Origin of the sequence: Martinezella lusitana (assembly GCF_900094565.1) — a bacterium.
Lineage (GTDB): Bacteria > Pseudomonadota > Alphaproteobacteria > Rhizobiales > Rhizobiaceae > Rhizobium > Rhizobium lusitanum.
Genome location: NZ_FMAF01000050.1, coordinates 1 through 26,117 on the forward strand (window position 1 = coordinate 1; position 26,117 = coordinate 26,117).

A 26,117-nucleotide genomic window follows, 5' to 3' on the forward strand; every position below is an offset into this window, starting at 1 on the left:
CTGAATCAAAATTGGTGACCGTGTGCGAAGAAGTTTTGAAATTGAGACTTTTAGCACCGGCAGGATACAAGCGGGTCGAAATCAAAGAATCCAACGAGCCTCTCAACCGCGCCGACTACCAACGCTATTTGGCGGGAGACGAATATGGACCACTCATCCAGGGAGCCAGGATGAAGGATTTTGACCAAGGCCGTGTAAAACCTCTGATGTTTGAGGTTCTTATAACTTACGATGCTCCTAACGCTTATGGCACACCAATTCGCGGCACCTCCAGATGTCAATATCCAACTGACAATGAAGACACCTCCAGAGCGGACCGTCTCTACGTAATGGTCGACGGCAAAACGAACGCGGACTGGTTAGAGACACAGCGTTAATAAGAGCGGGCGACTATGAGGTTTCAGCCACTTCTGACTGCATTCTTCGCGTGCACTCCCCTATACGGGATGGGTTCGCGACACATTCAGGCGGCTGTTCAGCTGAAGTAACGGCATCCGCACTGGTACTCCCTAAAATTTCTCAGAGACACTTATGGACGTTTGGCTAAAGGCTTTGATCGCAACTGCATGCGTAGTGGTAATCGCGAGCGCCGCGATTGTCGGCGGTGTTGTTGGCTGGCAATACTACCAGGCATGGCAGGAAGAGAAGGCTGCCAAACTTGCCGAACGAAAATTCAAATGCACCGACGCGCTCAAAGAAGAGGCACGCGCGAAAGCAGGAGAAAAGACATATGGTTCGTTAGCTCTCATGGTTGCCGAAGCGGATAGTTGCCGAGCGGAGTTTCCTGATATTCGAGCCTCGTTCTGCTTTCGTCTCTGGAAAGACGTAAAGCTATTCAATGCAGGGTCAACTACCGACTTTTTCGACAAAATGACCTCGGCGGCGGCCAAAGAGGTTGACGCGTGCAACCAAGAATTTGGCTATAATGAGCCAGAAAAGAAGCCTCTTCCTCAAAACACAAGTGAGTGGAAAGCGGCCACGCCATCAAAACCTGCGCCGGCGGTAACAATGGTGGCAACGTGCGAAGCTGCACTGAAATTCCGCCTTGGTTCATCAGCTACCTATACGCAAGTTGACCATTCCAAAGCCCAATTTCCAATGGGTCGCAGTGCGTTCGCAAGCTACCTTGAAAAGACTGACGACAGTCCTTCCATGCGGGAAGAGAAGCTGAAGCAGTTCGATCAAGGCGTTCTGAGACCGGTAGAGTTTTATATCTACTTGAGCACAAACGCCATCGTCCAAAGCCGATATCAGCGGATTGAAGCGGCCTGCAGCTACGTCGGCATACAAGGTACTGACGCCGGCGCTGCCGTAGACAATGTGAGGCTTACCTACTGAAGTTCTATAACCCGACCCTCTACCCCGCCTCTCGCGCCCTGATCGCCTCCGTCTCCTCCTCCACCGCCTGGCAATAGCGCCCGTCCATCGCCTTCAGCACGGCGATGTCCTCGCGGCGCAGGAGGTTGCCGGTCAGTTGCAGCCAGGCGAGCATTTCCTGGTGGGAGAGCGGCGCCGGGCCGGAAAAGCCGGAAGCCTGCGCCGAGCGCAGGTCCCAGAACCAGTCCCAGAGCGCATGGCCGGCCTCCGAAACCTCGGCCTCCGGGCTTAAAAGCTCGAAGGCCTCGTTGCGTTCGCGCCGGGTCTCGCCGTTTGTATCGCGCACGCAATCATAGCGCGCGACGATCCCTACGGCTTCTGAAAGCCCTTCGGCAAGCTCTTCATAAAATTTGCGCGGTCCTCCGAGGCGCCGGCCACCTGATCGTAGATCCAGCCGGCGTCCTCGACGACTTCGCGGGCCTTCTCGAAGGAGAGCACCGGCTGCTCGCCCTTCCACTGCTGCTCGCCCCAGTTCCAGGAGGCGATAGCCGCGGCCGCCTTGTCGAGATATTCGGCCTCGACCTTGCTGGTGGTCAGCTTCTTCTTGCGGCTGGCGAGGAAACGATCGCTATGCTGGCGAACGATCTTCTTCACCTCGTTGCTCTCGGCCGAGCGGATCATGAAGGAGATGCCGAGCGGCTCCTCGGTGGCCGGATGCAGGAGCTGCAGCTCGAAGAGATCTTCGGAATTGACGAGACTGGAGATATCCAAGGAAACACCTTATCGGTTGGAACATGTAGGAGTGGCAGCGCGCCGCAGGAGAGCGACGCGCGCAAGGTTCCGAAAGATCGCGCTTACGGCGTGGTGACCGGATCGATGCGGATCGGCAGCTGGTTGAGGCCGACCTTGAACTTCTCCAGATCGAAATCGTCGGAGCCGCCGCCGGGATAAAGCGGGCCGGAAACGACGCCGCGCGAATAGAACACCGTGTTGGTCTTGCCCTGAGGCGCGTCATTGCGCTCGACCTTGATCGCCATGTTGTTGATGTTAAGCGGATCGCCGAAGACGCGCAGGATGTCCTGGCCCGGATCGTCGGCGATGGAGGCAACTTCGAGCTCCGGATCGCCGGCGTTGGAAACGCCCTTCTGCTTCTGCTGCACGGGCTCGTCCAGCGTATCGTAGTGGTTGATGGTGGAGTCCGAGCCGAAATCGCCGACCTTGCCGACCTTGCCCACCTGCACCCAGGTCAGCGCGGCATAGGCGCTGGCCGTCAAGTCGGTATTCTGGGGCGTCTCGCATACGTAGACTTTCGAGCCCTTCTTCGTGCTTTTGTTCGCCATGGATCATGTCTCCGGTTCAAAGGCGGTGTAGGGAATGGTGACCGGTATCTGCACCCGGTCATCCTCTTGGATCGGGCCTGCGGCCCACGGCTCGCCACTGATCGTGATCTTCACGCCAGAGGCGAAGAGCGTCTTGTTGTTGAAATGGTCGATGACTTGGCCGGCGGCATCGAGTGGCTTGATCAGCCCGCCGCCGGCCTTCCAATAGACGGAAACCTGCAGAAGCCCGAGCTTCTGCTGCGGATCGTCGCCGAGCGTCACCTGCCGGGGACGGTTGGGCAGGTAGCTGACAGCCAGATAATTATCCGGCTTTTCTTGCCCCGCCGGCGGGAAGGCAATGCCCGGCTGCGCCACCGGCAATGGCGGCTGGAATTGGAGTGCGGCCAGATGGTCCAGCAGCGCAGCCAGAATGAGAGCGTCCGTCCCCGTCGCCATGCGTCACCCATGTCTATGATGTTGAAATTTAGAGAGATCAGTCCGCCGAGTCGCGTGCGGCGCGCTCGACGATGTCAGGCCATTGGCGCGCCGCAAGCCGCACCATGCCCTGCCCCGCCTGCCCATCCTTGCCATACTCGACTGCGGCGGCGTGCGGCGCGGTGAACCCCATATGGATCATCCCGCCTAATGGCACGCCGAGGCCGGCCAGATCGACCGGCTGGCCTTCATTGGATCCCTCCGCGTCCCTGCTTTGCCGTGGCGGGACGGAGACCCGGAAGGAATTGACAAGTTCGCCGGAGGCCACAGGCGTTGCCTCGACGATCGCCCCGGCCAGCCGCTGCGCGGAGAGGTTCGCCACCTCTTCCATGCGCCTCTTGGTCCGCTCGGCCCAGGTGGCGATATCGGCGGAGAAATTAGAGGAAGCCATGTCGATTGCCCCTTGATAGCGTTATGGATCATCGGCGGCGTCGCCCGGTGAAGAGCCACGCCGCTCGAAATTCAAAAGGGTGAGATGACCGTAGCGGGCGCGAACCGCAGGTCTGGCGGTTTGGGATTCGGCCTTCGCTCCGCCACTCCTCTCAATTCCCGGCAACGGTGAAACCCGATTGAGCAGCAGGATGGTTCGCGACAGCAGCCAAAGCGTCAGGATCGTCTTGAAACGCACCAGCGCCGTCATCGCCGCACCTGCAGCTGCCAGAAGACGACAGTTCCGCCCGGCGACAGCGGTTGGATATCGACGATCGCATGCTCGACGCCGCCGATCAGCATCTTGTCGGCCAATGTCGGCGTGATCGAAAGCCCCTCGGTCGAGAGATAGACCATGCGATCCCCGCGCTGGATCAGCGTGTCGGCGATATGCGCCTGGCTCTGGTCGAGATCGACGAAGGAACAGAGAAAGTCTTCGCTCATCTGCACCGGATCGTAATCCGGACCGGCACTCCTGATACGCCGCACGCTGCCCTTCTGGCCGAATTTTGCGATCAAACGCTCGGCCGTCGCGCGTGCTCTGTCGTAATCGAAAGCGGCCATCACACCACCAGAATGCCGGGGAGTACCGGGCGCAGGAGTGGGTAGAGAAGCCCGTCAAGCATGGTCAGCACCGGCTTTGCGGCGGCGATCATGTCGTCGCTCGTATCGGCAACGGCATATTCCGTCTCAAGCGGCCCCACCTTCTCGCGCTTCACCGTGCGGGCCGCAACGATGACAGGCGTCAGGCTGCCGGGTTCCGAAAGCTCGAGCGCCGCCGCTTCATAGGCCGCATAAGTCACGGCCAGCGGCAATGCATCGTCAGCGATCACTTCACCATTCACCGTCGTCGCCTCGCTGCGAGGCCAGGACAAGGCTTGGTCATAGCCCCCGGTTCGCCGCCCGCTGAATTTGGGCTCGTAGAGGCTATCAACCACCTGCGATCCGCGCACCAGCGCCGCCAGGCGATCGCCATCGCTGGCCAGCGCCCAGCCGGCATTGGCACGATCGGCGAAATAGGCATCGGCGGCAGCGAGCGTGCCGTAAAAGGATGCGGACATGAAAGCTCCGTATCGATCGTTGAGAAGACAGACGCCCTCTCCCCGCGCGAAGCGGAAAGAGGGCAATCAGCGTCAGGCCGCAGCCGTGATCTCGTCGCCATAGGCCATGGCGGCCGGCAGACGCACCTCGGTGCCGCCGGTGCGGGCGATGATGCCGGTCTCGAAGCTCATGATCGACTTCTGGCGCGGCTGCAGCACACGGCGCGGCATCGGCAGATGGAAGCGCAGCACCTCGGGATCGCGGCGATAGACTACCATGCGGCCGCCGCCATCCTGCGATGCTGTGGCCAACTCACGCAGCGGCTGGATGTCCAGCGGCTGCCCGGTCTCGGCGGTGTAAACATTGCCGCGCCGCAGGAACTCCAGCACGGTGATGTAGCCGTCGCCATCGGCAAGCCGTTTGGTGGCGATCAGGCGGAAGGCTTCGGGCGGCAGACGCAGGCTGTCGACCCACTCGACCTCGCCCGTTCTCTTCCGCACGCCGCCGATAAGATCGTTGACGTCGCGCAAGATCTGGTCGGCCGTTTTGGCAGACCAGTGCGTCGAGCCGCTTGTGCCATCGGCAGCGACATCGACACGCGAGACGTTCGGATCGTTGACGAAACCGGTCCAGCCCTTTTCCGTCGAGCCGATCATGGCGACGGAATTCAGCAGGCGCTCGATCTTATCGGCGGCGAAAATGGCGTTGGATGCGTTGAGATCGAGATTGTAGAGCGCGGCCTGGTTGACCTCCTCGAGATTCCATTCCCAGCCCGAGCCAAGCATCGCGAAGTCGTGGCTGGCGCTGTCGCGCGTTGACTGGTTGAACGGCATGTCCGTGCCGGCGGCGGAGAGGAACTTCGCCTCGCCGGCGCTGTCGACCGTGAAAAAAGTCGTGCCGGCAGCCCATTCGTTACCTTCAGTGACGACAGGAACATGGAGGCCATAGTTGAGGGTCGGATAGCGCCGCTGGTAGATACGGGTCTCGATATTGCGACCCTGCGCAATAACGAAGGAATAGGCCGCCTGGGCGTCCGCGAAATGCTGTCGAACGAATTGGTTCATGGATTAGGCGCTCCTGTGCTTGAGCGAGATTTCGACGATGTCGCCGTTGCTGCCGCTCGTGTCGAAGAAACAATCGGGGATGGGGCCGACGATGCCGGTGCCGGCTGCGTTGACATAGGCATCGGCAGCGGCGCTGTAGTAGACAGCGTCACCATCGGCGACGGCGCCGCCTGCCCGCACGTACATCTGACCGGAGGTCAGGAATGCGCCCGTGACGAACTGCGCAAAGCCGCCGACTGGTGCTACATCCGGCAGCACGGTCGGCGTCAGCACGGCAATGCCGAGGAATTTGCCGCCGGCGGCGTAAGGCGCCACACCGTGGTCGGCGAGGCCGCGCTGGACGGGCTGGCCGAACTTGATTCCGGCGGCATTCTCCACCGTACGGCTGATCTTGTTGGCCTGTTCCTCCGAAGCGATCTGCCCATGCAGGCCCTTCCGAGGAGCGTTTCCATAGGTGGTCTGATAAGTCGCCATTGAAGCGTCTCCTTTTCGTTGACCTGGTTAGGTGGGATTGGCGGCCAGATGCGCGGACTGGAGGTCGCGGACCATGGCGGCATAGGCAGTGAAGGCTGAGGACATGGACGTCTGCGTCGAGTTGATGCCGTCCTTGACCGCATCGGCAAACAGATCCGGCTTTTCGCGCAGCCCCTCGGCCAGCATGTCGAAACGCGCGTCGATATAGGCATCCGATCGGCCTTGTACGGCACTCTCGCCTGCCTTGGCGATAACGACAGCCTTGCGGATCGCCGCATCGGTGAGGCCGGATGTCTTGATATTGCCGGCGACCGCCTTGGCAAGGCCGATCAAGTCGGCGCGCGCCTCGGCTTTCCGATCGATTTCGGCATCGCTCGGAAGTGCGGATTTGAGCGCATCGAGTTCCGCATCGCGAACGGCGATGGCCTTCTGATGCGCAACCTCCGCATCCGCAAGTCGTTGCTGCAATGTCGTGATGATCTCCGCGGCCTGATCGCTGACCTTGATGTCGATGCCGTCGATCGTCATTGTCTTCGTTGGCATCATTCCTTCCTTGCTCTGATGATGATCGGAAATGGGGCGTGGGGCTGCGAGAGGAGAGCAGCCCCACGGTGCGGCTGCATCGCCGATGCGGACTTTCGAGCCCGCTCGGCCACGGCGCACAATGGCGATATGGTTGATGCGAATATTTCGCTGAATGGCGTCATACGCTTCGCCTGCAGGCGTTACGCCCGCGGTAAAGTCGACGTCGCAGACGTAGCCGGCCGAAAGCTCCTGCTTGCCGCTTTCGATGTCCTGAATGGCCGCCTCGTCGCTGACCATCAGCGGCACGCGGAGGAAGATGCCCTCGCCGGCGATCTCGTCACCGGTCTGGCCGACGGAGTATTTCTTCCAGTTCTCCGACGTGACCATTTCCGGCGGATGTTCGTTTGTCACCGGCCGGTGAGCGGCACTTTTCAGCGTATCGTCGGAAAAGACTTCCGTGCCCGGCCGATAGATGCGCACGGCGTGCATCTCGGGCCGGCCGATTTCAGCACCGCTATAGCTTTGAATGCCTGTGCGGGCGATCCGGGCGTCGGCAACAAGGTAGCCGTCTCCGGTCCGCCGCGTTCCCGCGACGGTGACAGTGTCTGTGAAATTCATGTTGGGATTTCTCCTGGTCGGAGCCTAATGGAGTTTAGAGTAAGGAGCTGCTGGCTATGACAAAGCCGGATGCTTGGGCGGTTACATCGACAGGACGTTGCGTTCTTCGATCGGGTCAGAAGCCAGTTTGGGCTGGGCGGCATGTTCCGATTGGTCGGATGCCTTCATGGCCGCCTCCAATCCGGGCAGCGATCCATCCTCGACGAAACCATTCACCAACGCTTCGGAGAGCGCCTGTCGCGCGATAATCTCCTCGCCGGCAGTTGAGCCAAACAAGGCTCGCGCCGCTTCTGCCTTCGTCTTGAAGATATCGGCCCGCTCCTTCTCGCTCATCTGCTCCAAGGGCGCCCAGTTGGAATAGATCGCCGGATCGCGGGCACCGGTGGCAGAACGAATAAGGCATTCGTCGAGCCGCGCCATTGCGGGCGTATAGTCAAGCTCCTGGATTGCCTGGATCCGGTCGTGATAGTTCTTCATGTCGGCAGCGCCGGTGGCATTCAGGCCGGCGGGCGATTGGCCCAGCAAGCGTGTCACCGGAATATCGGCGGCACCAGCAACGATCTGCATGAAAGCCATCAGAATGTCGGTAAGACCGGGGAGCGGCGCACCCTTGCTGTCGTATTCCTCCTCGGCATCGAGGATCAGCGTCCCGTTGACACCCTTGATGGCATTGGCGAGCGTATAGCGGCGCAACACGGCGTCCTCATAGGCCTGATTGCCGATATTGGCGGAGAACTGCGGCACCTTGATAATGTCGATCTTCGCCTCGAAGACGAGGCTGGCGATATTGGCCGCTGTGCTATCCGCATTCTTGATCGCGTCGAATGTCGCGGCCAGCACGCTTTCGCCCCAAGCATGATTGCCCATGCCGCCGAACTCTTCATTTGGCGTCATGACACCTCTGAAAATGACCAGTCGCGACGGATGGATAACCACCTGCGTCCCGTTGGCGCCGGTTAGCGTGTAGAATTTCGGTTTGCCATACCACTCGGACGCCGGATCGCCATCCATGTCACCGGCTGCAAGCTGGCGGCGTGTCAGCACGGTCAGATGCTTGAGGCCGCCTTTTCCAACTGCCTCCATGTCGAGCGGCAGTGCCGGATCGGAATCATCGGTACCGATGAACAAGGCAGCGCCACCGAACAGACGCGCTTTCGTGGACGCTTCAAGCACCTTGCCGCGCAGATTGAGCCGGCGCTCCTCCGCTTCGATCAATCCGATCTGGTCGCCCGCGGCCTGCCAGTTTCGCCACTTCCGGCAGCTATCCAATGCCGGGATGTCGATGATCTTTCGCGGCAGCCAGGAGCCGCGATAAGCGGCGATAATCTGCTCGTCTGTCAGGATCGGTTGCGCGTAGAAAACCGAGGCCGCCTTGTCTCTTTCCGTGCCCATGCGGGATGCAAGGCTCACCAATCCGTCGCGAACCATCGAGAATATCTGCCCCATGGATTGTCCTTTGATATCGATGTGATGAAAGACCCGCGCCAGCGAGCCTAGAAATTCGTGAAGCTGAAGGAAGAGCTCAGCGCGAGCTCGTTCAGAGCGTCTGCAAAGGCATCGACCTGGTCATCAAACTGCCCGTTCGGAAAGGCGCAGATCTCGTCCAGAAATGCTTCGTTCCAGTCTCCGCGCAACAGCTTGACGTTCCCGGCTTCCGCCTGCGCCGACGCCGGCTTGGCGCGCGTCGCCTTATCACCGGTCGCAGACAAGACTCTGATCGGAAAACCAGCCAGCAGCTTGATCTTCGTTTCCGCATCGGCCTTGCCGGCTGCGCCCGGATCTTGCGGCATACGGATCGTCACCGTCGGCCCGTCCTGCGACGCCATGTTTTTCAGATTGCGTTCCACCTCGGCGGCCGACCATCGTCCGCGGGCGATAGTCTCGACGTAGAAGACGCCGTCAGCCCATGCCATGCGCAGACCGACGGTCCAGTCCGGCTGACGGCCGGGACGCTCCTTTGAGGCAGCGAAATCCCAGGCGCGGCAGCGTTTCGCGCCGGCAGGCACCGCCTCGACGATTTCGAAATCGCCGCGTTGAAACAACCCGCCCGAGCGCGGTGAAGGTCGCTGCTGAAACTGACCGGCAACCGCATAGGATCCGAGCGGTATCTTGTCACGTTCCACCACCGCACGCGGAAAGCGCTGCGGAAAGAGCAGTTCGCCCTCTTCCATCCTCGGATCGACAAATCCGATCGATGTGCGACAACAGCGCTCCGGCTCGAACTCCATGGGCAGCATCAGATGCTCGTAACCGAGCCCAAGCGCCAGAATGGTGCCGGACACATCCGCCTCATGCAATCGCTGCATCACCACGACGATGGCCGAACGCTGGGGGTCGTTGAGCCGCGTCGGCACGGACTCGCGAAATGTCCGAACCGTCGACAGACGCTCCGCTTCGGATTCCGCACCATCGACTGAATGAGGATCATCGATGATGACCCGATCACCGCGACCTCCGGTCAGCCTTGAAAACGGCACGCCCTGGCGCGATCCCGTGCGGGTATTGGCAAAGGCCATCTCGCCGGTTCTCGTCAGCTTGACCCGGTCCCCCCACAGCGCCTGATACCATTCCGAGGCAACCAGATCGCGCATGCGTCTGTTGTCACGCTTGGCGTAATGTTCCGAATAGGACGCGCCGAGATAGCGCAGTTGTGGTTTGTCTTTCGGTCCCCATTCCCATGCCGGCCAGAAGACGCCGCAGAGAAGCGACTTCATCGTGCCCGGCGGCACATTGATCAGCAACCGCGTGATGTCGCCTGAAGTGACTGCTTCAAGATGCCGGCAGATCGCGTCAATGTGCCAGCCATGGACATAGTCCGCAGATGGCTCGACGACATGCCAGGCTTCTCGGACGAAGCCGGCCAGCGACTGGCAATTGGCGCGAATCCGCTCGGCATCCGCGGCGATCTGTCTCTTACGCCGAGCCCGCTCACGCTCAACTGTCCGCTTCGCTTTCTCCTCTTGGATCGCCGCCATCATCGTCACCGGATCCGGCAAGCGGACCGAAGAGGGATTCGAGTGTCGCAAGCTGCTCATCCGTGGCATTGGTTAAATCGATCGTGAAAGCCCGGTTTCCCTTGGCCCCAGCTCCTGGGCGCTCGCTTGGCTTCTGGTGAACATAGGATGCTGCGATCTTCGCCATTTCATCGCGTCGCTTCTGATCCGCCTCATTATCACGCATCACCTTCAACATATAATCGAGCGGCGTATCGCCGGCCGGAACGGCTTTGCGCCGGCGCGCGCGCGGCTTTCGCTGCACGACCGGCTTGTCGGCATTGGACATGCTTGAAATTCCGATGGAGCCTTGAAAGGAAACAAGCGGTTTAAAACATCGCTTGCGGTCAACAGTGCGTCGCTGCAACTGTTCTCATCATGTCAAAACCAATACCCCAATTCGGCGCTGTTGGCGACACCCTTGAAGGATAACGGCTCTGCAAGGATTGACGAATCTTGACGAAGACAATGGATAATTATTTGAAATCCCTTGAGAATATCGCGCTCCGCAGTCCGACGAATTGATCAATATTCTCGCCGGCGACTATCTGATGATAGTTCCCAAGAGGCGAAGCAAGAGGAAGCATTGAGCCACAACTTGGAAAGCGGCCCAGGCCTCGACGGGGCACGGCAGTTCATCACCACCAATCTTCCGATTCTGCCCGTTCCCGGCATTCCCGAGATTCGGCTGCACAAGGCAGGCCCGCATAGTGGTTTGCGACATCTCGCAGAGCGGGATCCGCAATTCGGCTCCCCCTATTGGGCACATTACTGGGGTGGAGGGTTGGTACTTGCTCGTTATCTTCTGGATAGGCCAGAAACCGTCGCCTGTTGCCGCGTGCTCGACCTCGGTGCGGGCTCAGGAATTGTGGGCATTGCAGCCGCAAAGGCCGGAGCGGCGGACGTGCATGCCGCTGATATCGATCCCTATGCCATCGCAGCCATCGGGCTCAATGCGGCTCTGAATGACGTGGCTGTCCAGCCCGTCCTCAGCGATTTGACGACAGGCGAACCTCCCGCCGTCGATGTCGTCTGTATCGGTGATCTCTTCTATGAAGCGGCCCTTGCAAAACGCGTCACCGCATTTCTGGATCGCTGTCTGGTACAAGGCACAGTGGTTCTAATCGGCGACCCGTGGCGCGCTCACCTGCCGGCATCGCGACTTCGGCTTCTGGCAGAATATGCCGTGCCGGATTTTGGCGAGAATGCCGCAGGCCCTCGGCCAAGCGGCGTCTTTGCATTCGAAAGCAGCATGTCGCCATAAGGTGAAAAGCGATCAAGGTCGACCACAGCGGCAAATACGGATTCGGACCGGAAATGCCGTCGCGATCTAGACCTTCATCTTGGCACGCCGGCGATTTCCGCGCTCAAGCCGCTTGGCAAGCTCCGCAAGTTCAGGGCTGGCCGCATCGAACACCGGCCGGGCGTCATCCGGCAACCAATGCGTTGCATGTTTGGTCATCGGCGGTTTAACCCGCTCGCAACCACCGGCCGAATTCGGCATCATCGGCGATATGCGCGACCAGTCAGGCTCCTGCAATATCGGCGAAGTGGCGAGAAGTGCGCCGGCGACATTCTGAAATTCGCTCTGAATGCGCCGCTCCGCGGTGCGCCGCACACGCCCGGTTCGGGCGCAGAAATCCCGAAAAGATCCGGCGACACGAGGTGCAGCAAGGCAAACGGACCAGCGCGAAAGCAGGATGCGGCGCTCCTCGTCCCGGACGTGGATCCGCAGCCAATCCTGCAACACCTCTTCGGCCCGACTGACGGCGGCAGCGCTCGGGCGATAACGGATGCGGAGATCGGCATGATCCATCGACTCGGGCAGGACATCCGGCCAGAGCGTGCGCATTCTGTCCGGGCGAACGCCGCGGACATCGAGGTGAACCATCGTATCGGCCGCCTCGATGAAGCGAGCACGAACGATCAGGCTCAAATCGGCGATCTCAGCCGCATGATGGGATAGATCGTCAAACTGCGAGGCGGGTCGGTGCATCAAGTCGTCTCTCCAATTCCCAATAGATTAGGGTTCGCAGCGTCGCGCGAACCGGCCAAGGCCGCCTCGCCACGGCATCCAAGCGCAGCGAAGCAAGTGCGATGTCGTCGAAGGCGCCAAGCAGGTCGCCCGGACGCTGCAGCGCCCAATCCTGACGCTGCATAAGAACATCGGAGACTGCTCCGATCGTATCCGACCAAAGCTCGTCGCGATTATTTCCGGTTTGACGGATGCAGCGCAGAACGAAGACCAGATGTCCGTCGCCATATCGCCCCCGGATTTCCTGCATGGTCCCGCGAGCATGGCTCTGGGCCGGCGCGCGGCGACGATGGACCGGAACGAGCTTGATGCCGAGGCCATCGAGAAGAAGATCAAGCTTGCCCTTGGTCATCGATCCTGCAGCTCCTTTCGCAAGAAAATGTATGCTTGTTCCACCGCGGCATATCGGTCACGCCATGTTCCCGGCCGCAACGCCGATCGGCTTGGGCTTAAAGAAAGCTTCCGCCTTGGAAATTGCCTCCACTCTCGCGCCATCGCGCAGCATGGGCGTGTTCAGATAGGCAACCATGGCCTCGCCGGCGGCGGCCTTTGCTGCGTCCTGCGTCGCAAAGACAATCGGTTCGCCGCTTCGATCCTTGAGGATCTCGTTCGTCGCGCGATGAACCTTGCGAATCCAGCCGAGATGACCGCCGGTAACTGCTTCTGTTCCGATTTGAAATTCATTCATAGCAACCTCCTCTGGCCGGCAAGGCCAGGTCTGTGAGTTGGATTCTGTGGTTTGATTTTTCGTGCAGAAGCCGATTTTCAGCTCGGTTTCGCGAAGCGTGTCCGCTTTGCCGCGCCGGCATCTTTGTCGCCCGTCATCCGGAAATGGATCTGGTCACCCTCAGGCGCACCGCAGGCGTCATCCTGATCGCCTGAATATTCTGATCTCCAGAAGACGGATTTTATCGCCGCCAGCGTACCGGCGAAGAAGAGCGCGGCGCCGATACATGTCAGAAAGCCTTGTAACATTTCGCTCATGGCATCTCCTCCGGATTCGGCGCCGGTGTCACCGGCTCGGCATCGTCCATCTCCGCCGGCTCCACGGCTGCGTCGCAGTTTTCGCAATGCAGTTCGATGATCTCTGCGATCGACATAGCCCGATGACAGCCTGGACAGTCCCAGAAGCGGTCGAAATATCCCGTCTGCAAATATGATTTCCTGCCCCTCCAACTCGCGATCATGCCATCACCCCTAAACACATCTTCCATCGCACGCCGGTTAAGCCAGCGTACCGGCCACGGCGATTTGCACCGCAGGCCTCTTGATAAACACAAATTATGTTGATAATAATGCCGATGTCAACATGATTTATGTTAATAATTTTGCGAGTGTCACCTGATGCAAAAATCCATGGGCGAACGACTGAAGACCGCGCGCGAAGCCGCAAATTATCCATCAGCCACGAAGGCGGCAGAAGCGCTCGGCGTGAGCCTTTCCACCTACCGGGCGCACGAGAACGGCCAGAACGAATTCAACGCCGAGATCGCTAACCGCTATGCCAAGAAATTCGGCACGACGGCAGCCTATCTCCTGACCGGCGAAGGGCCGCGCAAAGTGGCCCGCTCGGTACCGAACATGGTCACCTCCTTCGATCCGGACGAGCAATACAACGAAGGATTCGCTGAAGATAACGATGAGCTCAGCTACAGCCGCGAGCATTGGCAGCCGCAGATCGCAGGCGCAACGCCGGAAGTGGATGTCAAGCTGGGTGCCGGCAGCGGCGTTGTCGGCGAAGTCATCAACCTGCCCGTCGGCTCCGGGAATGTCGCCGGCCACAAGATCGTTGCGGAATGGCTGATTCCCGCGGGGTATTTGCGCAACGAGGCGAAAGCTTCGCCAAACCATACCATCATCATGGAGGTGATCGGCGACTCCATGCAGTCTACATATATGCCAGGCGATCGCGTCATCGTCGATCTCTCCCAAAACCAGATGACGACCGATACCGTTTACGCCATTAGCGACGGCTATTCCGAACCGCAGATCAAGCGTCTCCAGCGCGTGCCCTTCACGCATCCGAGCCAGGTGAAAATCATTTCGGACAATCCGGCGCTGGAAACATTCACTGTCGAACTGGAGCGGCTGACGATCATCGGCCGCATCTGCGGGCATATTGCGCGGAAGTAGCAAGCCCGCCTTTTCTCCTTTCGCATAGCTCACCAAATCTGTGACTTTTGCTGGATATGTCGGCGGTCATAGGTCTCAAACACTTTTGGTGTCTTTCTCGATCTAAATAAACACAAATAATGTTGACATATATCGTGTTGAATGGCAATTTCTCATTAAGAGCCTATTGGCACTGAAAGGAATGAGCCCGCGCAAGCGTTAAAAGCTTGCACGAAGTCAGCGAAACCGGACAGGCCATGGATTTTGGAAGCCGGAAGCATGCTGAAAGGAAGTGCCGTTAATGCCCAGTAAGCCCAACACTACTGCGACGGATCTGGCGGACACAGTGATGATCGACAACAGCAAAATAGGACTTGTGTACGCCACGTCAAACGCGAAGGCAGCAGAATGACAATGCACACCGATGTGTTCTCCTGCGAATACTCGTTCGATGAGCTGAGCATTCGCCTCTGCGATCGCTGGGAAACCGGATTGCTGCTCTATGGGCGCGCCGAGTTGACATCGGCGGGCGCCGGTTACGAAGATGAGTTTTACGTCTCTGCAATCCGTTTGGATGGCGGGGCGAGACTGGCGAGGCCGAACGCACTGAACGTCACAGGCAATTTCGAGTCCGAACTGTTTCGACGGATAGCTGCGGTCATAGAAGACGAAAAGACACATGCCGGCCATCATGCAGCCGAGCTTTTCGCCAGTGAATTGGAACAATTCAGGAAGACCGATTATGACCACGTCTACAAGGTCGAGCGGGAAAGAATTCTGGAGTCGCTGGCCTGATGCACATTGAAATTGAGGCTTTCACACCGAAATCAAACCGAAACGGATGCTGCTATGACCACGGAAGTTCCGCTGTGCGAGCGTGAAGAAATTCGCATGCTCGAGGAGAAACTGCATCGTCCGGAAATCCGCCGGTCGCCGGAAGCAGTGGCGGCGCTCCTTGCGGAGGGGTTCGTTGAATTCGGTAGTTCGGGAACGATCTATAACGATAGAGATGAGCTCATCGCACGGCTGGCGGAGGAGAAGGCGGATAAACCTTCAGCGTTGGTCACGGCCTGCGATTACGCGTTTCGATCGATTTCACCCGATGCAGTCCTGGTGACATATCGGGCCATTCGGCCATTAAAAGATGGCAAGCCGCCGCGGCATGTCTTGCGCAGTTCGATCTGGCAGCGCATCGATGGCAGGTGGCAGATGATATTTCATCAGGGCACCGTCACCGCCCCATCGGCCCAGCGAAGAGACCGAGACTAACGCTGCCCGGGCGCCACACCATTTCCCCGACGGTCGACGCTTGCTTTGGTCAATCCGAGACTATCGGCCATTCGAATAAGGTCGGCCACGGAGTCGGCCCGCATCTTGCGCATGGCTTGACCACGATGGACCTTCACGGTGATCTCGCTCAGGCCGATCTCAGCGGCGATCTGCTTGTTCAGAAGGCCGCACGCAACAAGCGCCATGACCTCGCGTTCACGTGATGTGAGCGTCGAAAGACGTTCCTGAAGATCGATGGCCGCGGCTTCCTTCCGAAGGCGAGTCCGATCGATTTCGAGAGCTTGCCGGATCGCGTCGAGAAGATCCTGCTCGCGGAACGGCTTCAGGAGAAACTCCACCGCGCCGGCCTTCATTGCCCGGACGGACATCGGCACATCGCCGTGTCCGGTAAGGAAGATGATGGGTGTCAGATAACCTGCCTTCGCTAGCTCGTCCTGAAAATCGAGGCCGCTCGCATCCGGCATCCGGACGTCGAGGACAATGCAGGCCGGGCCGACCGAACGAGGGTGCGACAGGAAGTCACGCGGCGAGGCAAAGCCACGCGTGTCGTAGCCGATCGAGCGCAGGAGGCTGTCGAGCCCATCTCGCACGGACGCATCGTCATCGATCACATAAACGGCTGATCGCTGCTCTTCCATGCCCTACCCTCTCACCTTCGCATCCAACGGCAAGGTGAAGCCGAAAACGGTTCCATGCGGGAAATTCGGCGCCGCATAGACGGTACCACCATGTGCCTCGATGATCGACCGACTGATCGCCAACCCCATTCCCATGCCGTTCGGTTTGGTCGTATGAAAGGCGTCGAATATCGTGTCGAGCGTCGCCAACGGCACGCCGATACCGGAATCACGCACGCTGACTGTGATCTTGCTTTCATCGGCAGCGGCACTGACAAGCAGTTCACGCGCCTCTGCGTCGACTTCAGTCAGAGCCTCGATCGCATTCATGATCAGGTTGAGGATGACCTGCTGGACCTGCACGCGATCGCCGGTGACCAATGGCAGATCGCTCGCAAGCTCGGTGCGAAGAAGTATCTGGCTCTTCCGGATCTCGCTGCGAACGAGTTCCAACACATCCGTAATCGCCTCGATCAGGTCGATCCTGTCGCGCGAAGGAGCCGACCGCGCCACAAGTCCGCGGACGCGGCCGATGACATCGCCTGCCCGCCCGGCATCCATGACGATCCGCTCGATCGCGCGCCTCGCCTCATCCTGATCGGCAGGCGTTGCCGAAAGCCATCGGAGCGCAGCGTTGCCGTTGGCAGCTATCGCCGTAATCGGTTGACTGACCTCGTGCGCGATGGATGTGCCGAGTTCGCCCACGATCATGAGGCGCGACATCCGCGCAAGCTCGGATTGCGCGAGCCTCGCTCTTGCGTCAAGCCTCTCGATCCTGATCGCCAGATAGGTCGTCGCGCCGATAGCGAGCAGGCTGAGCGTGCTGTTGACCAGACCTGCTTGCGAAGCTCCATGACGCGTCAGGAAGTAACTCACGACCGTCAGGACGCCACAGGCGACGCCCACGAACGCGATCGCTCCCGTTCGCCCGGAATACACCGATATGAGGATCACAGACACGTACAGAACGGCGAACGCGATCTCCAAGTCGGTGATCGTGTCGCCAATAAAGATAAGGCCGGCAAGGATCGCGATGCCGAGCCAAAGGAACGGCATTTCGAGAAGATACTTCAGAAACTCGCGCCTCATGCCCTTCGTCCCCGTTTCAGCGTTCGCAGCACATTGCGTACGGGAATGGCAAACTGCCTGACCCAAAGTCCGAAAACAACCGCGGCCTTCGCCGTGCCAAATTGAGGGTCATTTGATCAAGTGCGACCGTCATGATTGTCGTTCCCTGCACAATGGTTGCAAAAACGGCGGCGTTGCCGACGTCGAAGGATGGCGAGACTTGCTCTGTTCAGACGAGCTGCGGCGCGAACAGCAGGCGCGTTTGCCTCGCAGGCAGAACCCGCGAAAATATAGGCGCGTGGTCCATTGCATGAGCCGATTCGCGCCTCAAAAAAGTATCTGCGCCCGGCAGCCCGGCATAGTCCTTCAGGCGCGCCGCTCGCTTGCCGAAATGCCCTCGCACTTGGGAGGTTGGTCCTTCCTGTTGCTGGAGTTGCTTCGATTCTGTCTGCTGAGAGCCTCCAGCAGGCGGCCAGATTCTTCATTGTCCCCGGGCACCATAATCCTTCCCGCGACCAAGCAGGCCGCGAGAGCGAAGGGATCGGCGATCCCGTTGGAGCCCTGTGCGTTAGGCCGTGCCTTGGGTGCTTATCAAATTCAAAAACGCTTCTTGCTTGGCCGCCGCCTCATCCGCCAGCAGCCCTTCTGGATCCAACCCGATCGCGTGTATCAACTTGGGTTCTCCAGCGTGAAGAGATCAGCATTTTCGTCATAGGCGAAGTACTCGGCATAGCGGGCCCAGTTCGTCACGGCCTTGAGGGTGATATCGGCATAATCCTCCGACATGTAATCCTCGAGCTCGTCACGAAAGCGCCGGGCCGGCGCGCGGTGCGTCGGCCGCTCGTCCAGAACGCGGCGGATATGAGCAGCAAGCGGCACATAGCTTGCCAGATGTTGCTCGAAGAGCCGCTTGCGCTCGTCGACATCGCTGTCGGAGAAACGCAAGCCGGACGCCGTCAACTTGATGTCGCCTCCTTCGAGATCTGCGAAACGCAGAAGCTGCAGTGTTTCCGCCACCGGAAAGAGATTGTCGATGCCGAGATGCAGGTGTGTCGCCAGCGGCGGCAAGTCGGCCTGCCCTCGATAGGGCTCTGCTGCAACCGTCTCGATGAGGCCGGACATCAGGTTGGTCGAGACGCGCGGCAGCGCCATGGCGATGCCCGTACCCGGGAACAAGCCGTCACGTGTCGGCGCACCGGTTTTTGCCGTCATCCTGGCATAGATGTCCTCGACCAGCATACGAAATGCCGGATCGAGACGATTGCGCGGCTGCGGCAACTCCACCCGGATTTCGGCGATGACACGGCCGGGGTTCGATCCGAAGATCAGAATGCGGTCGCACATCAGCACCGCTTCCTCGATATTATGCGTCACCATCAGAACCGACTCGATCGGCATCCGGCCCTCGCACCACAGGTCGAGAAGGTCGGTGCGAAGCGTTTCGGCGGTCAACACGTCGAGTGCGGAAAAGGGCTCATCCATCAGCAGCACCTTCGGACGAACGACAAGCGCCCGGGCAAGACCGACACGCTGACGCATGCCTCCAGACAGCTCCTTGGGATAGGCGCTTTCGAAGCCGTCGAGACCGATCAGGTCGATGGCCGCCAGCGCTCGCTTGCGGCGCTCCGATGATTCAACCCCTTGGGCTTCCAGGCCAAGCTCGACATTCTGCAAGACGGTCAACCAGGGAAACAAGGCGAAGCTCTGGAAGACAACAGCAACGCCGGAATTGGGACCGGTCACCGGCCTGCTTTCGAAAGTGATTTCACCCTTGCTGGGGCGGATGAGACCGGCAATGGCGCGCAGCAGCGTCGACTTGCCCGAGCCGGAACGGCCGAGCAGCCCCACAATTTCATTGGGATAGAGCTGAAGATCGACATTCTCGAGCACGACCAGCGAGCCTGAAGCCCCCTTGTCGTATGTCTGGCAGACCTGTTTGGCCAGCACCAGCGGCGAGCTCTTTGTGATGTCGACCTTCTTGGAGATGACAGCGTTTTCCATGTTCGGTTCTCCGATATGTGATTAATCGAGACGCAGGCGGCGTTCAGCGAAGACGTAGAGCGGCCGCCAGAGCGTTCTGTTGAAGAGGGTGACGAAGACGGACATGACGACTATGCCGAGAATTACCCGCGGAAAGTCGCCCGCCTCCGTCGCCTTCGCGATGTATGAACCAAGCCCGAAAGCTTCGAGCTTCGTGTTTCCCCAGCTTGCCAGTTCAGCGACGATGCTCGCGTTCCAGGAACCGCCCGACGCCGTCAGCGCTCCGGTGACGTAGTAGGGAAATATTCCTGGCAGTATCGCACGGCGCCACCACGTCCATGAGCGCAGCCTGTAGACCGAGGAAGCCTCCCGGAGATCGGTGGGGAAGGCACTTGCACCGGCGATCACGTTGAAGAGGATGTACCATTGCGTGCCCAGCACCATGAGCGGCGACAGCCAGATGTCGGGGTTGGCACCCGTTGCTACGATTGCGATCACAACAACAGGAAAGAGCACATTCGCCGGAAATGCGGCCAGGAACTGAGCCACGGGTTGAACACGCTCTGCAACGGCCGGACGAAGACCGATCCAGACGCCAAGCGGAACCCAGATCAAGCTGGCCACCGCGATCAGGACAACGACGCGGACAAGGGTGACGAATCCGCCGGCAAAAGCGATCCCGACGTCGTTCCACGACAGCGTCTGATCTAGATACGATACGGCACTCCAGACGCTCCAGACACCGACGACAGCGATCAGGGCGAGCCAGCCATAATCGATGACCCGCGTAATCGGCCGCCGTCCGTCTTGCCTGCGGCCAACCATTGTCGGCCTGGACCGCAGCCGGATGAGCATCACGCGGCCCCAGATGGCGGCAAAGGGTGCGGTTAGGTGCTTCAGAAGGCGCGTGCGGCGCACCAACGAATAGACCCAGGACCGTGGCTTCTCCTGTCCCGCCGTCTGCTCGAAGCGGAATTTGTCTGCCCAAGCGACGATCGGCCGGAAGAGCAACTGATCATAGAGGAGGATCACGATCCCCATGGCAAGCACGGCCCAGCCGACGGCGGCAAAGTCCTGCTTGTCGATGGCAAGTGCGAGCCAGGAGCCAAGTCCCGGAAGCTGTACGGTGGTATTACCGACGGCGATCGCCTCCGAAGCAACCACGAAGAACCAGCCGCCGGACATCGACATCATCGTGTTCCATATAAGACCGGGCGCAGCGAAAGGTGCCTCCAGCCGCCAAAAGCGTTGCCAGGTGGAGAGGCCGAATCCACGGCTGACTTCATCGAGGTCGCGGGGCACCGTCCGTAGCGACTGATAGAAAGAAAAGGCCATGTTCCAAGCCTGGCTGGTGAAGATCGCAAAGATCGAGGCGCACTCGGCACCGAGCTGGCTTCCGGGAAACAATCCCATGAAGAATGTGACGGTGAAGGTCAGGAAGCCGAGCACCGGAACCGACTGCAATATGTCGAGGGCCGGAATGATGATCGTTTCGGCGCGGCGGCTCTTCGCGGCAAGCGTGGCGACGACGAAGGTAAAGACGAGCGAGGCGACGATCGCGGCCAGCATGCGCAATGTCGTGCGCAGCGCATATTCAGGCAGATTGGCGGGATCGAGCGTGAGCGGCGCGGCAGCAAGCCCCGACAGCGGCGCCCGCATTTCCGCGACACCGTGAAGCGCAAGAAACGCGACTGCGACAATGAAGGCGAATGCAGCAAGGTCGTAGCCGTTCGGCAGTATACGGGCGCCCGCAAGCGCGGCAACGGCGCTGCGCTCCCGCCGATCATTAGGAAGGAAGACCATGTCTAATCCCTTGAAAACAAGAGGTCGCGAATGACGCATGTTCGTGGCACCCCAGTCGCGGAGCCAGGGACATGCGCGGTAAAACAAGAATTCGGGAAAGCGGGCCTATGCCGCTCGACGACTGCCGTCTTCGTCGGGAGCAGCTCCGCGCTCGGTCGTCCAGAAGCACTCCAATTTCCCGCTGCGAGGATTGATGTGCCAAACGGCGATCATGCGTGGGCGCTGAACGATCACACCCCGATCAGACCTCGGCGCGCCAACCACGGCGGGCAGGATCTGCAAGGCGGAAAATTTGGATGCGGACGCCCGTCCGCGGAAAAGAACGATATTGTTCATGGCTCACCTCGTCGGTCCGCTTGTCGACGGATCCGGATGGCGAGCCGGACAGGCTATGCCCGACCGGCGCTCGCCCGGCGGATGCCGGTAGCGGTCCAGGTTGTTGCGATGACCGTCCGGATGCGGCTCGAAACCGCAGCCGGACAGCGACTAGGGTAGCTGTCCATTTGTCTCTTGATCAGTTGTTTCGTCAGCCTTCGCATTGTGTCGCGCAGGCAGGGCCGTCTTGTCACAACCACTGAGGGGGATCAATCAGGCGATGGTGCATCGCAATTATACCAAAGTATAGCGCCCGAGATTTCGCAGGCCGCGGCCTTTGGCGGCGGCGATGAAATCATACCCACGAAAGGAGTTAGGAAGCATCCTGAAGTCGGGCTTCGACCTATCGGGAAGAAGGAAATGCTGCATTCCAGAAACTTGTCGCCTCGAAGGTCCAGTCGAAGCTGGGAACAAGGCGCCGATCCGATGCCTTGACGACGGCATCGACGAGCAGCCGGGCGTCCAGCAGCTTCTGATTGACGGAATTTGTCCGCAAGGCTGCCAGCACTCCCGATGCACGCTTGTCATCCGAAATACAGGACTGAACCAGCAACTTATAGGTACGATCCTTGAAGAAGATCGCCTTCGCCGTCTCCAGAAGACGATCGTGCTCTGCCCCGGTTATGCACCCCAGCAGCAAGCAATGCGCGATCGTTGCCCGGACATTGACGAGTGGCTCGCTCAAGGGAAGAAAACCGAGTTCCGCGGGCGCATGGGACTGGGCGACTTCGGCATCGTCCTCCAAGGCGCCGCTGACGTAATCGTCATAAATCCTGCCGATGCCGACCATGCCGAAGGCCGCGCATTCGGCCGCTCTCAACGCGCCCATGCTCGCGGCGCCGAAGACCTGTACTCCTTGAGCAAGGCCAAACAGGATTTCCTTGTGCCAGATCGCCGGTACATACTCATAGACCCCATCAATCAATCCGATGACGTTGGCACCATCGTCCACGGCCCGCGAAAAGTCGCCTTGCCTGGCTGGCGGGCGCAGCTCATAGCCCGCAGCTGGCAACAGAGTCGCACCATGGAAGGTCGGTCCGGCAAAGATAACTTTCATCGTGAACCCAAAATCCTCTTCTCGGCGCGCATCCCGACCTCCCGGAGCCACGTACGGTTGGAAATTTCAAGTCCGGAAGCAAACACCGCCCCATTCAGAACTACCATTTTCGGGATTTGGAGCAACAACCTTCACTAAAACACAGAATTGTGAGGGCTTGAGTTGCAATTAATCACGCGTTGCAGCAGAAATATAGGACCAGTTTCGTTGTCGTACCGGCGTCAATCTGCCTACAATTACTGAAATACGGCACCTCGGCGGCTATTACACGTTTAAAGCGATATAGAAAGCGCGATGGGATTCTCACTCAGAACATTCGGAGAAATCATTCTTCTCGACAGGGAGGGTCAGGCGGTCGCGTTTCCGGAAAAAGCATTGCTGATACTTGCCTATCTACTTGCGAACGAAAACAGTTCTGCCAGCAGGGCAAGCATGGCGCGGCTCCTCTGGGGCGAGGATGATATCGCCAATTCCCTGACGAATCTGCGAAAGCTTGTTTCCCGCATCAAGAGCCGGCAGTCGGACCTGAAGACCGCATTCCTGACCTTTGACGAGACGTACGTCCATCTCGAGCGCGACTCTATAACCAGCGATATTATTTCCGCGCGTGCCGACACGCTCAAGAAACCATTGGATAAGCTTGCTTTCCTTGCAAAAGGCCTGCGCGCAAGGTTTCTCGGGAAGGCCAACTGTCAAAGCAGGGTTTTCATTGATTGGCGGGCGGGCGAAAGCAGGCGACATCTCGCCATGTTGAAGGAAACGCTTGATGACGTCGTCACGGCTCCCGCGACGCCCGACGGCATCGCGCTCATCAAGGAAGCCGCACTCCTTCTCTTCGAGGCCGAACCGCAGGACGAGAGCACGCACCGCATATTGCTGAAGGCGTTCGACGCCGAAGGTGGGCTGGAGCAGCTCAAACGCATATTCGAACGGCGCAAGGAGCTCATTTCATCGTGGCCGGCAAAATTGTCGATGCAGCCTCAAGGCCAGACCCCAGCGCCCGTCCACCAGTCCGAATCGGGCGCATTATCGGATCGTGATGCGACGACAAGGCCCATCCCGCGCCTGCCGCGTTTGGCCTTGCTGCCGCCAATCAACCACAGTCCCGACCCCGGCGCTGCGATGGTGGCCACCTCGTTGGTCGAGGATATCACCCTTGGCTTCTGCGCCTTGAACAGCCTGCGGGTGATCGCCCCCTACTCCGCCATGCAGATCAGCAGGCAAAGCGAGAACCAATTCGAGCTCCTGCAGCGATACGACATCAACTATGTTCTCGATACCCGGCTGAGCGGCCTCGGCGATGACGTTTCGTTGTTTACGCAGCTCATCTATCTGTCGAACAGCGAGGTCGTCTGGGCCGAACGCTTCAGCTTTCGCAAGCTGGATCTGGCCCGCAATAAACACGACATCTCGCGGCACATCATCCTCGAAGTCGCTGGGCAGGTCGAACAGCATGGGATGACGCGCGCTTATTTCGAACAGAGCCCCGCTGCCTATCACCAATATCTTGTCGCGCAGCAATATCTTCATCGCTTGACCCTGCCGAACATGCGGCGCGCCCGCAAGGAGATGAAGACTGCCTTGCGCGAAAGCGCCGATTTCGCACCGGCACTGAGCTCCATTGCCCGCACTTATTCCAAGGAATGGCTGCTGACGGCACGCGGCGATATCGAGCTGCTGAAATCGGCCGAGACCTATGCCACCCAAGCCATCACGATTCGCGAGGATCTTGCCGACGGCTACCGCGAGCTCGGCGTCGCCAAGCTATTGCAGGGGTCTATCGACGAGAGCGTCGAGGCGCTGGAATTGGCGGAGACGCTGAGCCCGCATTACGCGGACGTCATTGCCGATCACGCGGACACGCTGGTCCACTTCTCTCGCCCCGGCCTCGCTCTTGAGAAAATCCAGCGGGCCATGGAGCTCAACCCCATCAATCCGGACTCATATCTCTGGACGGCTGCGGGGGCCAGCTATTGCCTGGGCAGCTTCGAGAATGCGCTTGGATATATCGACCGCATGGTCGATGCCGATCTGGCAGACCGGCTTTCGGCCGCAAGCTGGGCAATGCTTGGCAACGACAAGAAGGCACGCTTCTTCGTCAGCCGGGCTCTCGAAACGAATCCTGATTTCGATGTGGATAGATGGCTGGCCGTCGTGCCTCTGCAAGAGCAATGGCAAAAGGACATCTATCGCGAAGGCCTTAAGAAAGCAGGATTTTGACATCAAACCAGGTAGAGAAAGGGACTAATCTGCATGGCTAGAGTTGTTATTATTGGAGTGGCCGGTGAAAAAGGCCTATGGGTTGCAGATCTCGACAAAGGAACGGTCGTGCAACTGACCACGCACGTCACCGGCACGCTGAAGCCGGTGGTCGATCTACGGGCAAGCGGCGCAGTAATCACCAAGGGCGTGGATGTCGCCGTCCTGGTAAAATCAGCCGACAAGGCTTTTTCGGGTCATCTGGACGGCTAAGTTACCGTAGATAAAGGAGGTGCCGAGGCAATCGGCACCTCAATGCTGTTTGTCAGTTCGAATAGCGGTAGCTTCCAATATGTCGAGCAAAATGCGAGAATTTTGCACGAGGCTGGGGAACTGCGACCGATGAGGGAAGAGACCGCAAGGGTAGTCTACGCGCGTGTGATCGCGCTCGATCCGCTGATAAACGAATTATTTGAATCTGCTGACGCGGTCGAGGATGAAACGCTGCGCAGCCAGTTCAAAAAGGCGGTGGGAGAGGTAATGGGCACATTATATTTCGAGATCATGTTGCCCTTGGAGAAGCGATACCCGGCCCTCATCCCTGAAACGGAGAGACCATCGACAAAACTCCGGTAAAACGCAGCCAGCGAAAAATTATCAAATTAAGTGTAGCTCGTCACATTCGATGATCTTTGTGCAATTGAAAACATTGAGTTTTCATCGGGTCATCATCAGCAACGTCGTACCCCGTCGTCACATTCATTGCTCCTACGGACCCATTTTCTCACATTCGATGATCTTGATTGTTGGTTTCCACGCAGAACTGAGCCGGTTAGGCGCATAATTTCCATTGAGAATTGAGCCATGTGAACCTTCCCCCAACGCGGTGAGCGACGGGGGCAACGGAGTGATCCACATGGGACTTTTAAACATCATCCGTCGGATGAAGCTGCGCGAGAAGCAGTCGATCCGCGAGATCAGTCGGCATACCGGTTTGTCGCGTAACACGATCGCGAAGTATTTGAACGCTGGTACGATCGAGCCGACGTTCACGGTACCGGAGCGACCGAGCAAGCTTGATCCTTTTGCCGACAAACTGGCGGCCTGGCTGAAGACCGAGGCCGGGAGGTCGCGCAAGCAGCGCCGAACGTTGAAGCAACTTCATGCCGATCTGGTGGTTCTCGGCTTTACCGGCTCCTATGGTCGGGTCGCCGCCTTTGCCCGTGAGTGGCGGGTTGAGCAGCAGACGACTGGCCGCGGCATATTCGTTCCGCTGTCTTTCCGTGCAGGCGAAGCATTCCAATTC

The 26,117-nt window shown here is 59.2% G+C and carries 35 protein-coding genes; 10 read left to right on the top strand and 25 right to left on the bottom strand.

Annotated features, from left to right (window positions below; translation table 11 throughout):
* The coding region (locus GA0061101_RS39760) for a hypothetical protein (protein WP_167669640.1) at positions 1-377 on the top strand (377 nt) is incomplete at its 5' end.
* A 154-nt stretch (positions 378-531) separates the two neighbouring features.
* Entirely contained in the window at positions 532-1,338 is an 807-nt protein-coding gene (locus GA0061101_RS36810) for a tetratricopeptide repeat protein (protein WP_092577509.1), read from the top strand.
* Positions 1,339-1,357: 19 nt separating this feature from the next.
* On the opposite strand, the gene GA0061101_RS36815 is transcribed toward GA0061101_RS36810, so the two are convergent.
* The 14 genes from GA0061101_RS36815 to GA0061101_RS36880 all read right to left on the bottom strand — a co-directional run bounded on the left by GA0061101_RS36815 (position 1,358) and on the right by GA0061101_RS36880 (position 10,564).
* Positions 1,358-1,663: a phage tail assembly chaperone gene (locus GA0061101_RS36815; protein WP_092577512.1), complete on the bottom strand. Its 306-nt coding sequence runs from the start codon at positions 1,661-1,663 to the stop codon at positions 1,358-1,360.
* A 23-nt stretch (positions 1,664-1,686) separates the two neighbouring features.
* Positions 1,687-2,088, bottom strand: a complete 402-nt coding sequence (locus GA0061101_RS36820; RefSeq protein ID WP_092577516.1) for a hypothetical protein — start codon at positions 2,086-2,088, stop codon at positions 1,687-1,689.
* A gap of 83 nt (positions 2,089-2,171) precedes the next feature.
* Positions 2,172-2,657, bottom strand: coding sequence for a hypothetical protein (locus GA0061101_RS36825; protein ID WP_037194492.1), 486 nt, complete (start codon positions 2,655-2,657; stop codon positions 2,172-2,174).
* A 3-nt stretch (positions 2,658-2,660) separates the two neighbouring features.
* Entirely contained in the window at positions 2,661-3,092 is a 432-nt protein-coding gene (locus GA0061101_RS36830) for a phage tail terminator-like protein (protein WP_015340443.1), read from the bottom strand.
* Between the two features lie 37 nt (positions 3,093-3,129).
* Positions 3,130-3,522, bottom strand: coding sequence for an HK97 gp10 family phage protein (locus GA0061101_RS36835; protein ID WP_092577519.1), 393 nt, complete (start codon positions 3,520-3,522; stop codon positions 3,130-3,132).
* A gap of 21 nt (positions 3,523-3,543) precedes the next feature.
* Positions 3,544-3,771, bottom strand: coding sequence for a hypothetical protein (locus GA0061101_RS36840; protein ID WP_037194498.1), 228 nt, complete (start codon positions 3,769-3,771; stop codon positions 3,544-3,546).
* On the bottom strand, positions 3,768-4,124 hold the full coding sequence (locus GA0061101_RS36845; RefSeq protein ID WP_092577522.1) for a hypothetical protein: 357 nt from the start codon (positions 4,122-4,124) through the stop codon (positions 3,768-3,770). Before GA0061101_RS36845 ends, GA0061101_RS36840 begins: the two co-directional genes overlap by 4 nt.
* Positions 4,124-4,621 carry a DnaT-like ssDNA-binding protein gene (locus GA0061101_RS36850; RefSeq protein WP_092577525.1) on the bottom strand — a complete coding sequence of 166 codons (498 nt, stop codon included), beginning with the start codon at positions 4,619-4,621 and terminating at the stop codon, positions 4,124-4,126. Before GA0061101_RS36850 ends, GA0061101_RS36845 begins: the two co-directional genes overlap by 1 nt.
* Positions 4,622-4,693: 72 nt before the next feature.
* Positions 4,694-5,665, bottom strand: a complete 972-nt coding sequence (locus GA0061101_RS36855) for a DUF2184 domain-containing protein (protein WP_037194504.1) — start codon at positions 5,663-5,665, stop codon at positions 4,694-4,696.
* A gap of 3 nt (positions 5,666-5,668) precedes the next feature.
* On the bottom strand, positions 5,669-6,139 hold the full coding sequence (locus GA0061101_RS36860; RefSeq protein WP_092577528.1) for a structural cement protein Gp24: 471 nt from the start codon (positions 6,137-6,139) through the stop codon (positions 5,669-5,671).
* 27 nt (positions 6,140-6,166) lie between these two features.
* The gene (locus GA0061101_RS36865; RefSeq protein ID WP_092577531.1) at positions 6,167-7,282 is read right to left on the bottom strand and encodes a DUF2213 domain-containing protein; all 1,116 of its coding nucleotides are present in this window, start codon (positions 7,280-7,282) and stop codon (positions 6,167-6,169) included.
* Positions 7,283-7,363: 81 nt separating this feature from the next.
* Positions 7,364-8,728: a DUF1073 domain-containing protein gene (locus GA0061101_RS36870; protein WP_092577533.1), complete on the bottom strand. Its 1,365-nt coding sequence runs from the start codon at positions 8,726-8,728 to the stop codon at positions 7,364-7,366.
* 47 nt (positions 8,729-8,775) lie between these two features.
* Positions 8,776-10,260 carry a phage terminase large subunit gene (terL, locus tag GA0061101_RS36875; RefSeq protein ID WP_208865058.1) on the bottom strand — a complete coding sequence of 495 codons (1,485 nt, stop codon included), beginning with the start codon at positions 10,258-10,260 and terminating at the stop codon, positions 8,776-8,778.
* A complete protein-coding gene (locus tag GA0061101_RS36880) occupies positions 10,217-10,564 on the bottom strand; it encodes a hypothetical protein (RefSeq protein WP_092577535.1) in 348 nt (115 codons plus the stop codon). The genes terL and GA0061101_RS36880 overlap by 44 nt, the downstream gene beginning before the upstream one ends.
* A 297-nt stretch (positions 10,565-10,861) precedes the next feature.
* Between GA0061101_RS36880 and GA0061101_RS36885 the strand changes: the two genes are divergently transcribed.
* Entirely contained in the window at positions 10,862-11,539 is a 678-nt protein-coding gene (locus GA0061101_RS36885; RefSeq protein WP_245297664.1) for a class I SAM-dependent methyltransferase, read from the top strand.
* Positions 11,540-11,605: 66 nt separating this feature from the next.
* Here the strand turns inward: GA0061101_RS36885 and GA0061101_RS36890 are convergent, their stop codons facing one another.
* The 5 genes from GA0061101_RS36890 to GA0061101_RS39765 form a co-directional block, all read right to left on the bottom strand.
* Positions 11,606-12,271: a DUF6362 family protein gene (locus tag GA0061101_RS36890; RefSeq protein ID WP_092577540.1), complete on the bottom strand. Its 666-nt coding sequence runs from the start codon at positions 12,269-12,271 to the stop codon at positions 11,606-11,608.
* Positions 12,246-12,662 carry a hypothetical protein gene (locus tag GA0061101_RS36895; protein WP_047562808.1) on the bottom strand — a complete coding sequence of 139 codons (417 nt, stop codon included), beginning with the start codon at positions 12,660-12,662 and terminating at the stop codon, positions 12,246-12,248. Before GA0061101_RS36895 ends, GA0061101_RS36890 begins: the two co-directional genes overlap by 26 nt.
* 57 nt (positions 12,663-12,719) lie before the next feature.
* Positions 12,720-12,998, bottom strand: a complete 279-nt coding sequence (locus tag GA0061101_RS36900) for a hypothetical protein (RefSeq protein ID WP_092577543.1) — start codon at positions 12,996-12,998, stop codon at positions 12,720-12,722.
* Between the two features lie 77 nt (positions 12,999-13,075).
* Entirely contained in the window at positions 13,076-13,294 is a 219-nt protein-coding gene (locus GA0061101_RS36905; protein ID WP_092577546.1) for a hypothetical protein, read from the bottom strand.
* Positions 13,291-13,464 (bottom strand): hypothetical protein, encoded by a 174-nt coding sequence (locus tag GA0061101_RS39765; RefSeq protein WP_167669641.1) that lies wholly within the window; start codon positions 13,462-13,464, stop codon positions 13,291-13,293. Before GA0061101_RS39765 ends, GA0061101_RS36905 begins: the two co-directional genes overlap by 4 nt.
* Positions 13,465-13,654: 190 nt before the next feature.
* On the opposite strand from GA0061101_RS39765, the gene GA0061101_RS36910 reads away from it, so the two are divergent.
* From GA0061101_RS36910 to GA0061101_RS36920, 3 genes are all read left to right on the top strand, one after another.
* A complete protein-coding gene (locus GA0061101_RS36910) occupies positions 13,655-14,443 on the top strand; it encodes an XRE family transcriptional regulator (protein ID WP_037194520.1) in 789 nt (262 codons plus the stop codon).
* A gap of 387 nt (positions 14,444-14,830) precedes the next feature.
* On the top strand, positions 14,831-15,217 hold the full coding sequence (locus tag GA0061101_RS36915; RefSeq protein ID WP_092577550.1) for a hypothetical protein: 387 nt from the start codon (positions 14,831-14,833) through the stop codon (positions 15,215-15,217).
* A 54-nt stretch (positions 15,218-15,271) separates the two neighbouring features.
* Positions 15,272-15,691 carry a nuclear transport factor 2 family protein gene (locus tag GA0061101_RS36920; RefSeq protein WP_092577554.1) on the top strand — a complete coding sequence of 140 codons (420 nt, stop codon included), beginning with the start codon at positions 15,272-15,274 and terminating at the stop codon, positions 15,689-15,691.
* Here the strand turns inward: GA0061101_RS36920 and GA0061101_RS36925 are convergent.
* The 6 genes from GA0061101_RS36925 to GA0061101_RS36950 all read right to left on the bottom strand — a co-directional run bounded on the left by GA0061101_RS36925 (position 15,688) and on the right by GA0061101_RS36950 (position 22,612).
* On the bottom strand, positions 15,688-16,350 hold the full coding sequence (locus tag GA0061101_RS36925) for a response regulator transcription factor (protein WP_037194527.1): 663 nt from the start codon (positions 16,348-16,350) through the stop codon (positions 15,688-15,690). The two genes, GA0061101_RS36920 and GA0061101_RS36925, sit on opposite strands and share 4 nt — an antisense overlap.
* Positions 16,351-16,353: 3 nt before the next feature.
* On the bottom strand, positions 16,354-17,418 hold the full coding sequence (locus tag GA0061101_RS36930; RefSeq protein ID WP_092577557.1) for a sensor histidine kinase: 1,065 nt from the start codon (positions 17,416-17,418) through the stop codon (positions 16,354-16,356).
* A gap of 648 nt (positions 17,419-18,066) precedes the next feature.
* The gene (locus tag GA0061101_RS36935; protein WP_092577560.1) at positions 18,067-19,398 is read right to left on the bottom strand and encodes an ABC transporter ATP-binding protein; all 1,332 of its coding nucleotides are present in this window, start codon (positions 19,396-19,398) and stop codon (positions 18,067-18,069) included.
* 21 nt (positions 19,399-19,419) lie between these two features.
* Positions 19,420-21,180, bottom strand: coding sequence for an ABC transporter permease (locus GA0061101_RS36940; RefSeq protein WP_092577563.1), 1,761 nt, complete (start codon positions 21,178-21,180; stop codon positions 19,420-19,422).
* Between the two features lie 105 nt (positions 21,181-21,285).
* Positions 21,286-21,516, bottom strand: coding sequence for a hypothetical protein (locus tag GA0061101_RS36945; protein ID WP_092577565.1), 231 nt, complete (start codon positions 21,514-21,516; stop codon positions 21,286-21,288).
* A 382-nt stretch (positions 21,517-21,898) separates the two neighbouring features.
* Positions 21,899-22,612: a TfuA-like protein gene (locus GA0061101_RS36950; RefSeq protein WP_092577567.1), complete on the bottom strand. Its 714-nt coding sequence runs from the start codon at positions 22,610-22,612 to the stop codon at positions 21,899-21,901.
* 294 nt (positions 22,613-22,906) lie between these two features.
* Here GA0061101_RS36950 and GA0061101_RS36955 point away from each other — a divergent pair, with 294 nt between their 5' ends.
* From GA0061101_RS36955 to GA0061101_RS36970, 4 genes are all read left to right on the top strand, one after another.
* Positions 22,907-24,832: a hypothetical protein gene (locus tag GA0061101_RS36955; RefSeq protein WP_092577569.1), complete on the top strand. Its 1,926-nt coding sequence runs from the start codon at positions 22,907-22,909 to the stop codon at positions 24,830-24,832.
* Positions 24,833-24,865: 33 nt separating this feature from the next.
* Positions 24,866-25,084 (top strand): hypothetical protein, encoded by a 219-nt coding sequence (locus tag GA0061101_RS36960; RefSeq protein ID WP_037194543.1) that lies wholly within the window; start codon positions 24,866-24,868, stop codon positions 25,082-25,084.
* 129 nt (positions 25,085-25,213) lie between these two features.
* Positions 25,214-25,447 (top strand): hypothetical protein, encoded by a 234-nt coding sequence (locus GA0061101_RS36965; RefSeq protein WP_141694176.1) that lies wholly within the window; start codon positions 25,214-25,216, stop codon positions 25,445-25,447.
* A gap of 280 nt (positions 25,448-25,727) precedes the next feature.
* Positions 25,728-26,117, top strand: a 390-nt coding sequence (locus GA0061101_RS36970; protein WP_483426007.1) for an IS21 family transposase, incomplete at its 3' end; no start/stop codon positions are given.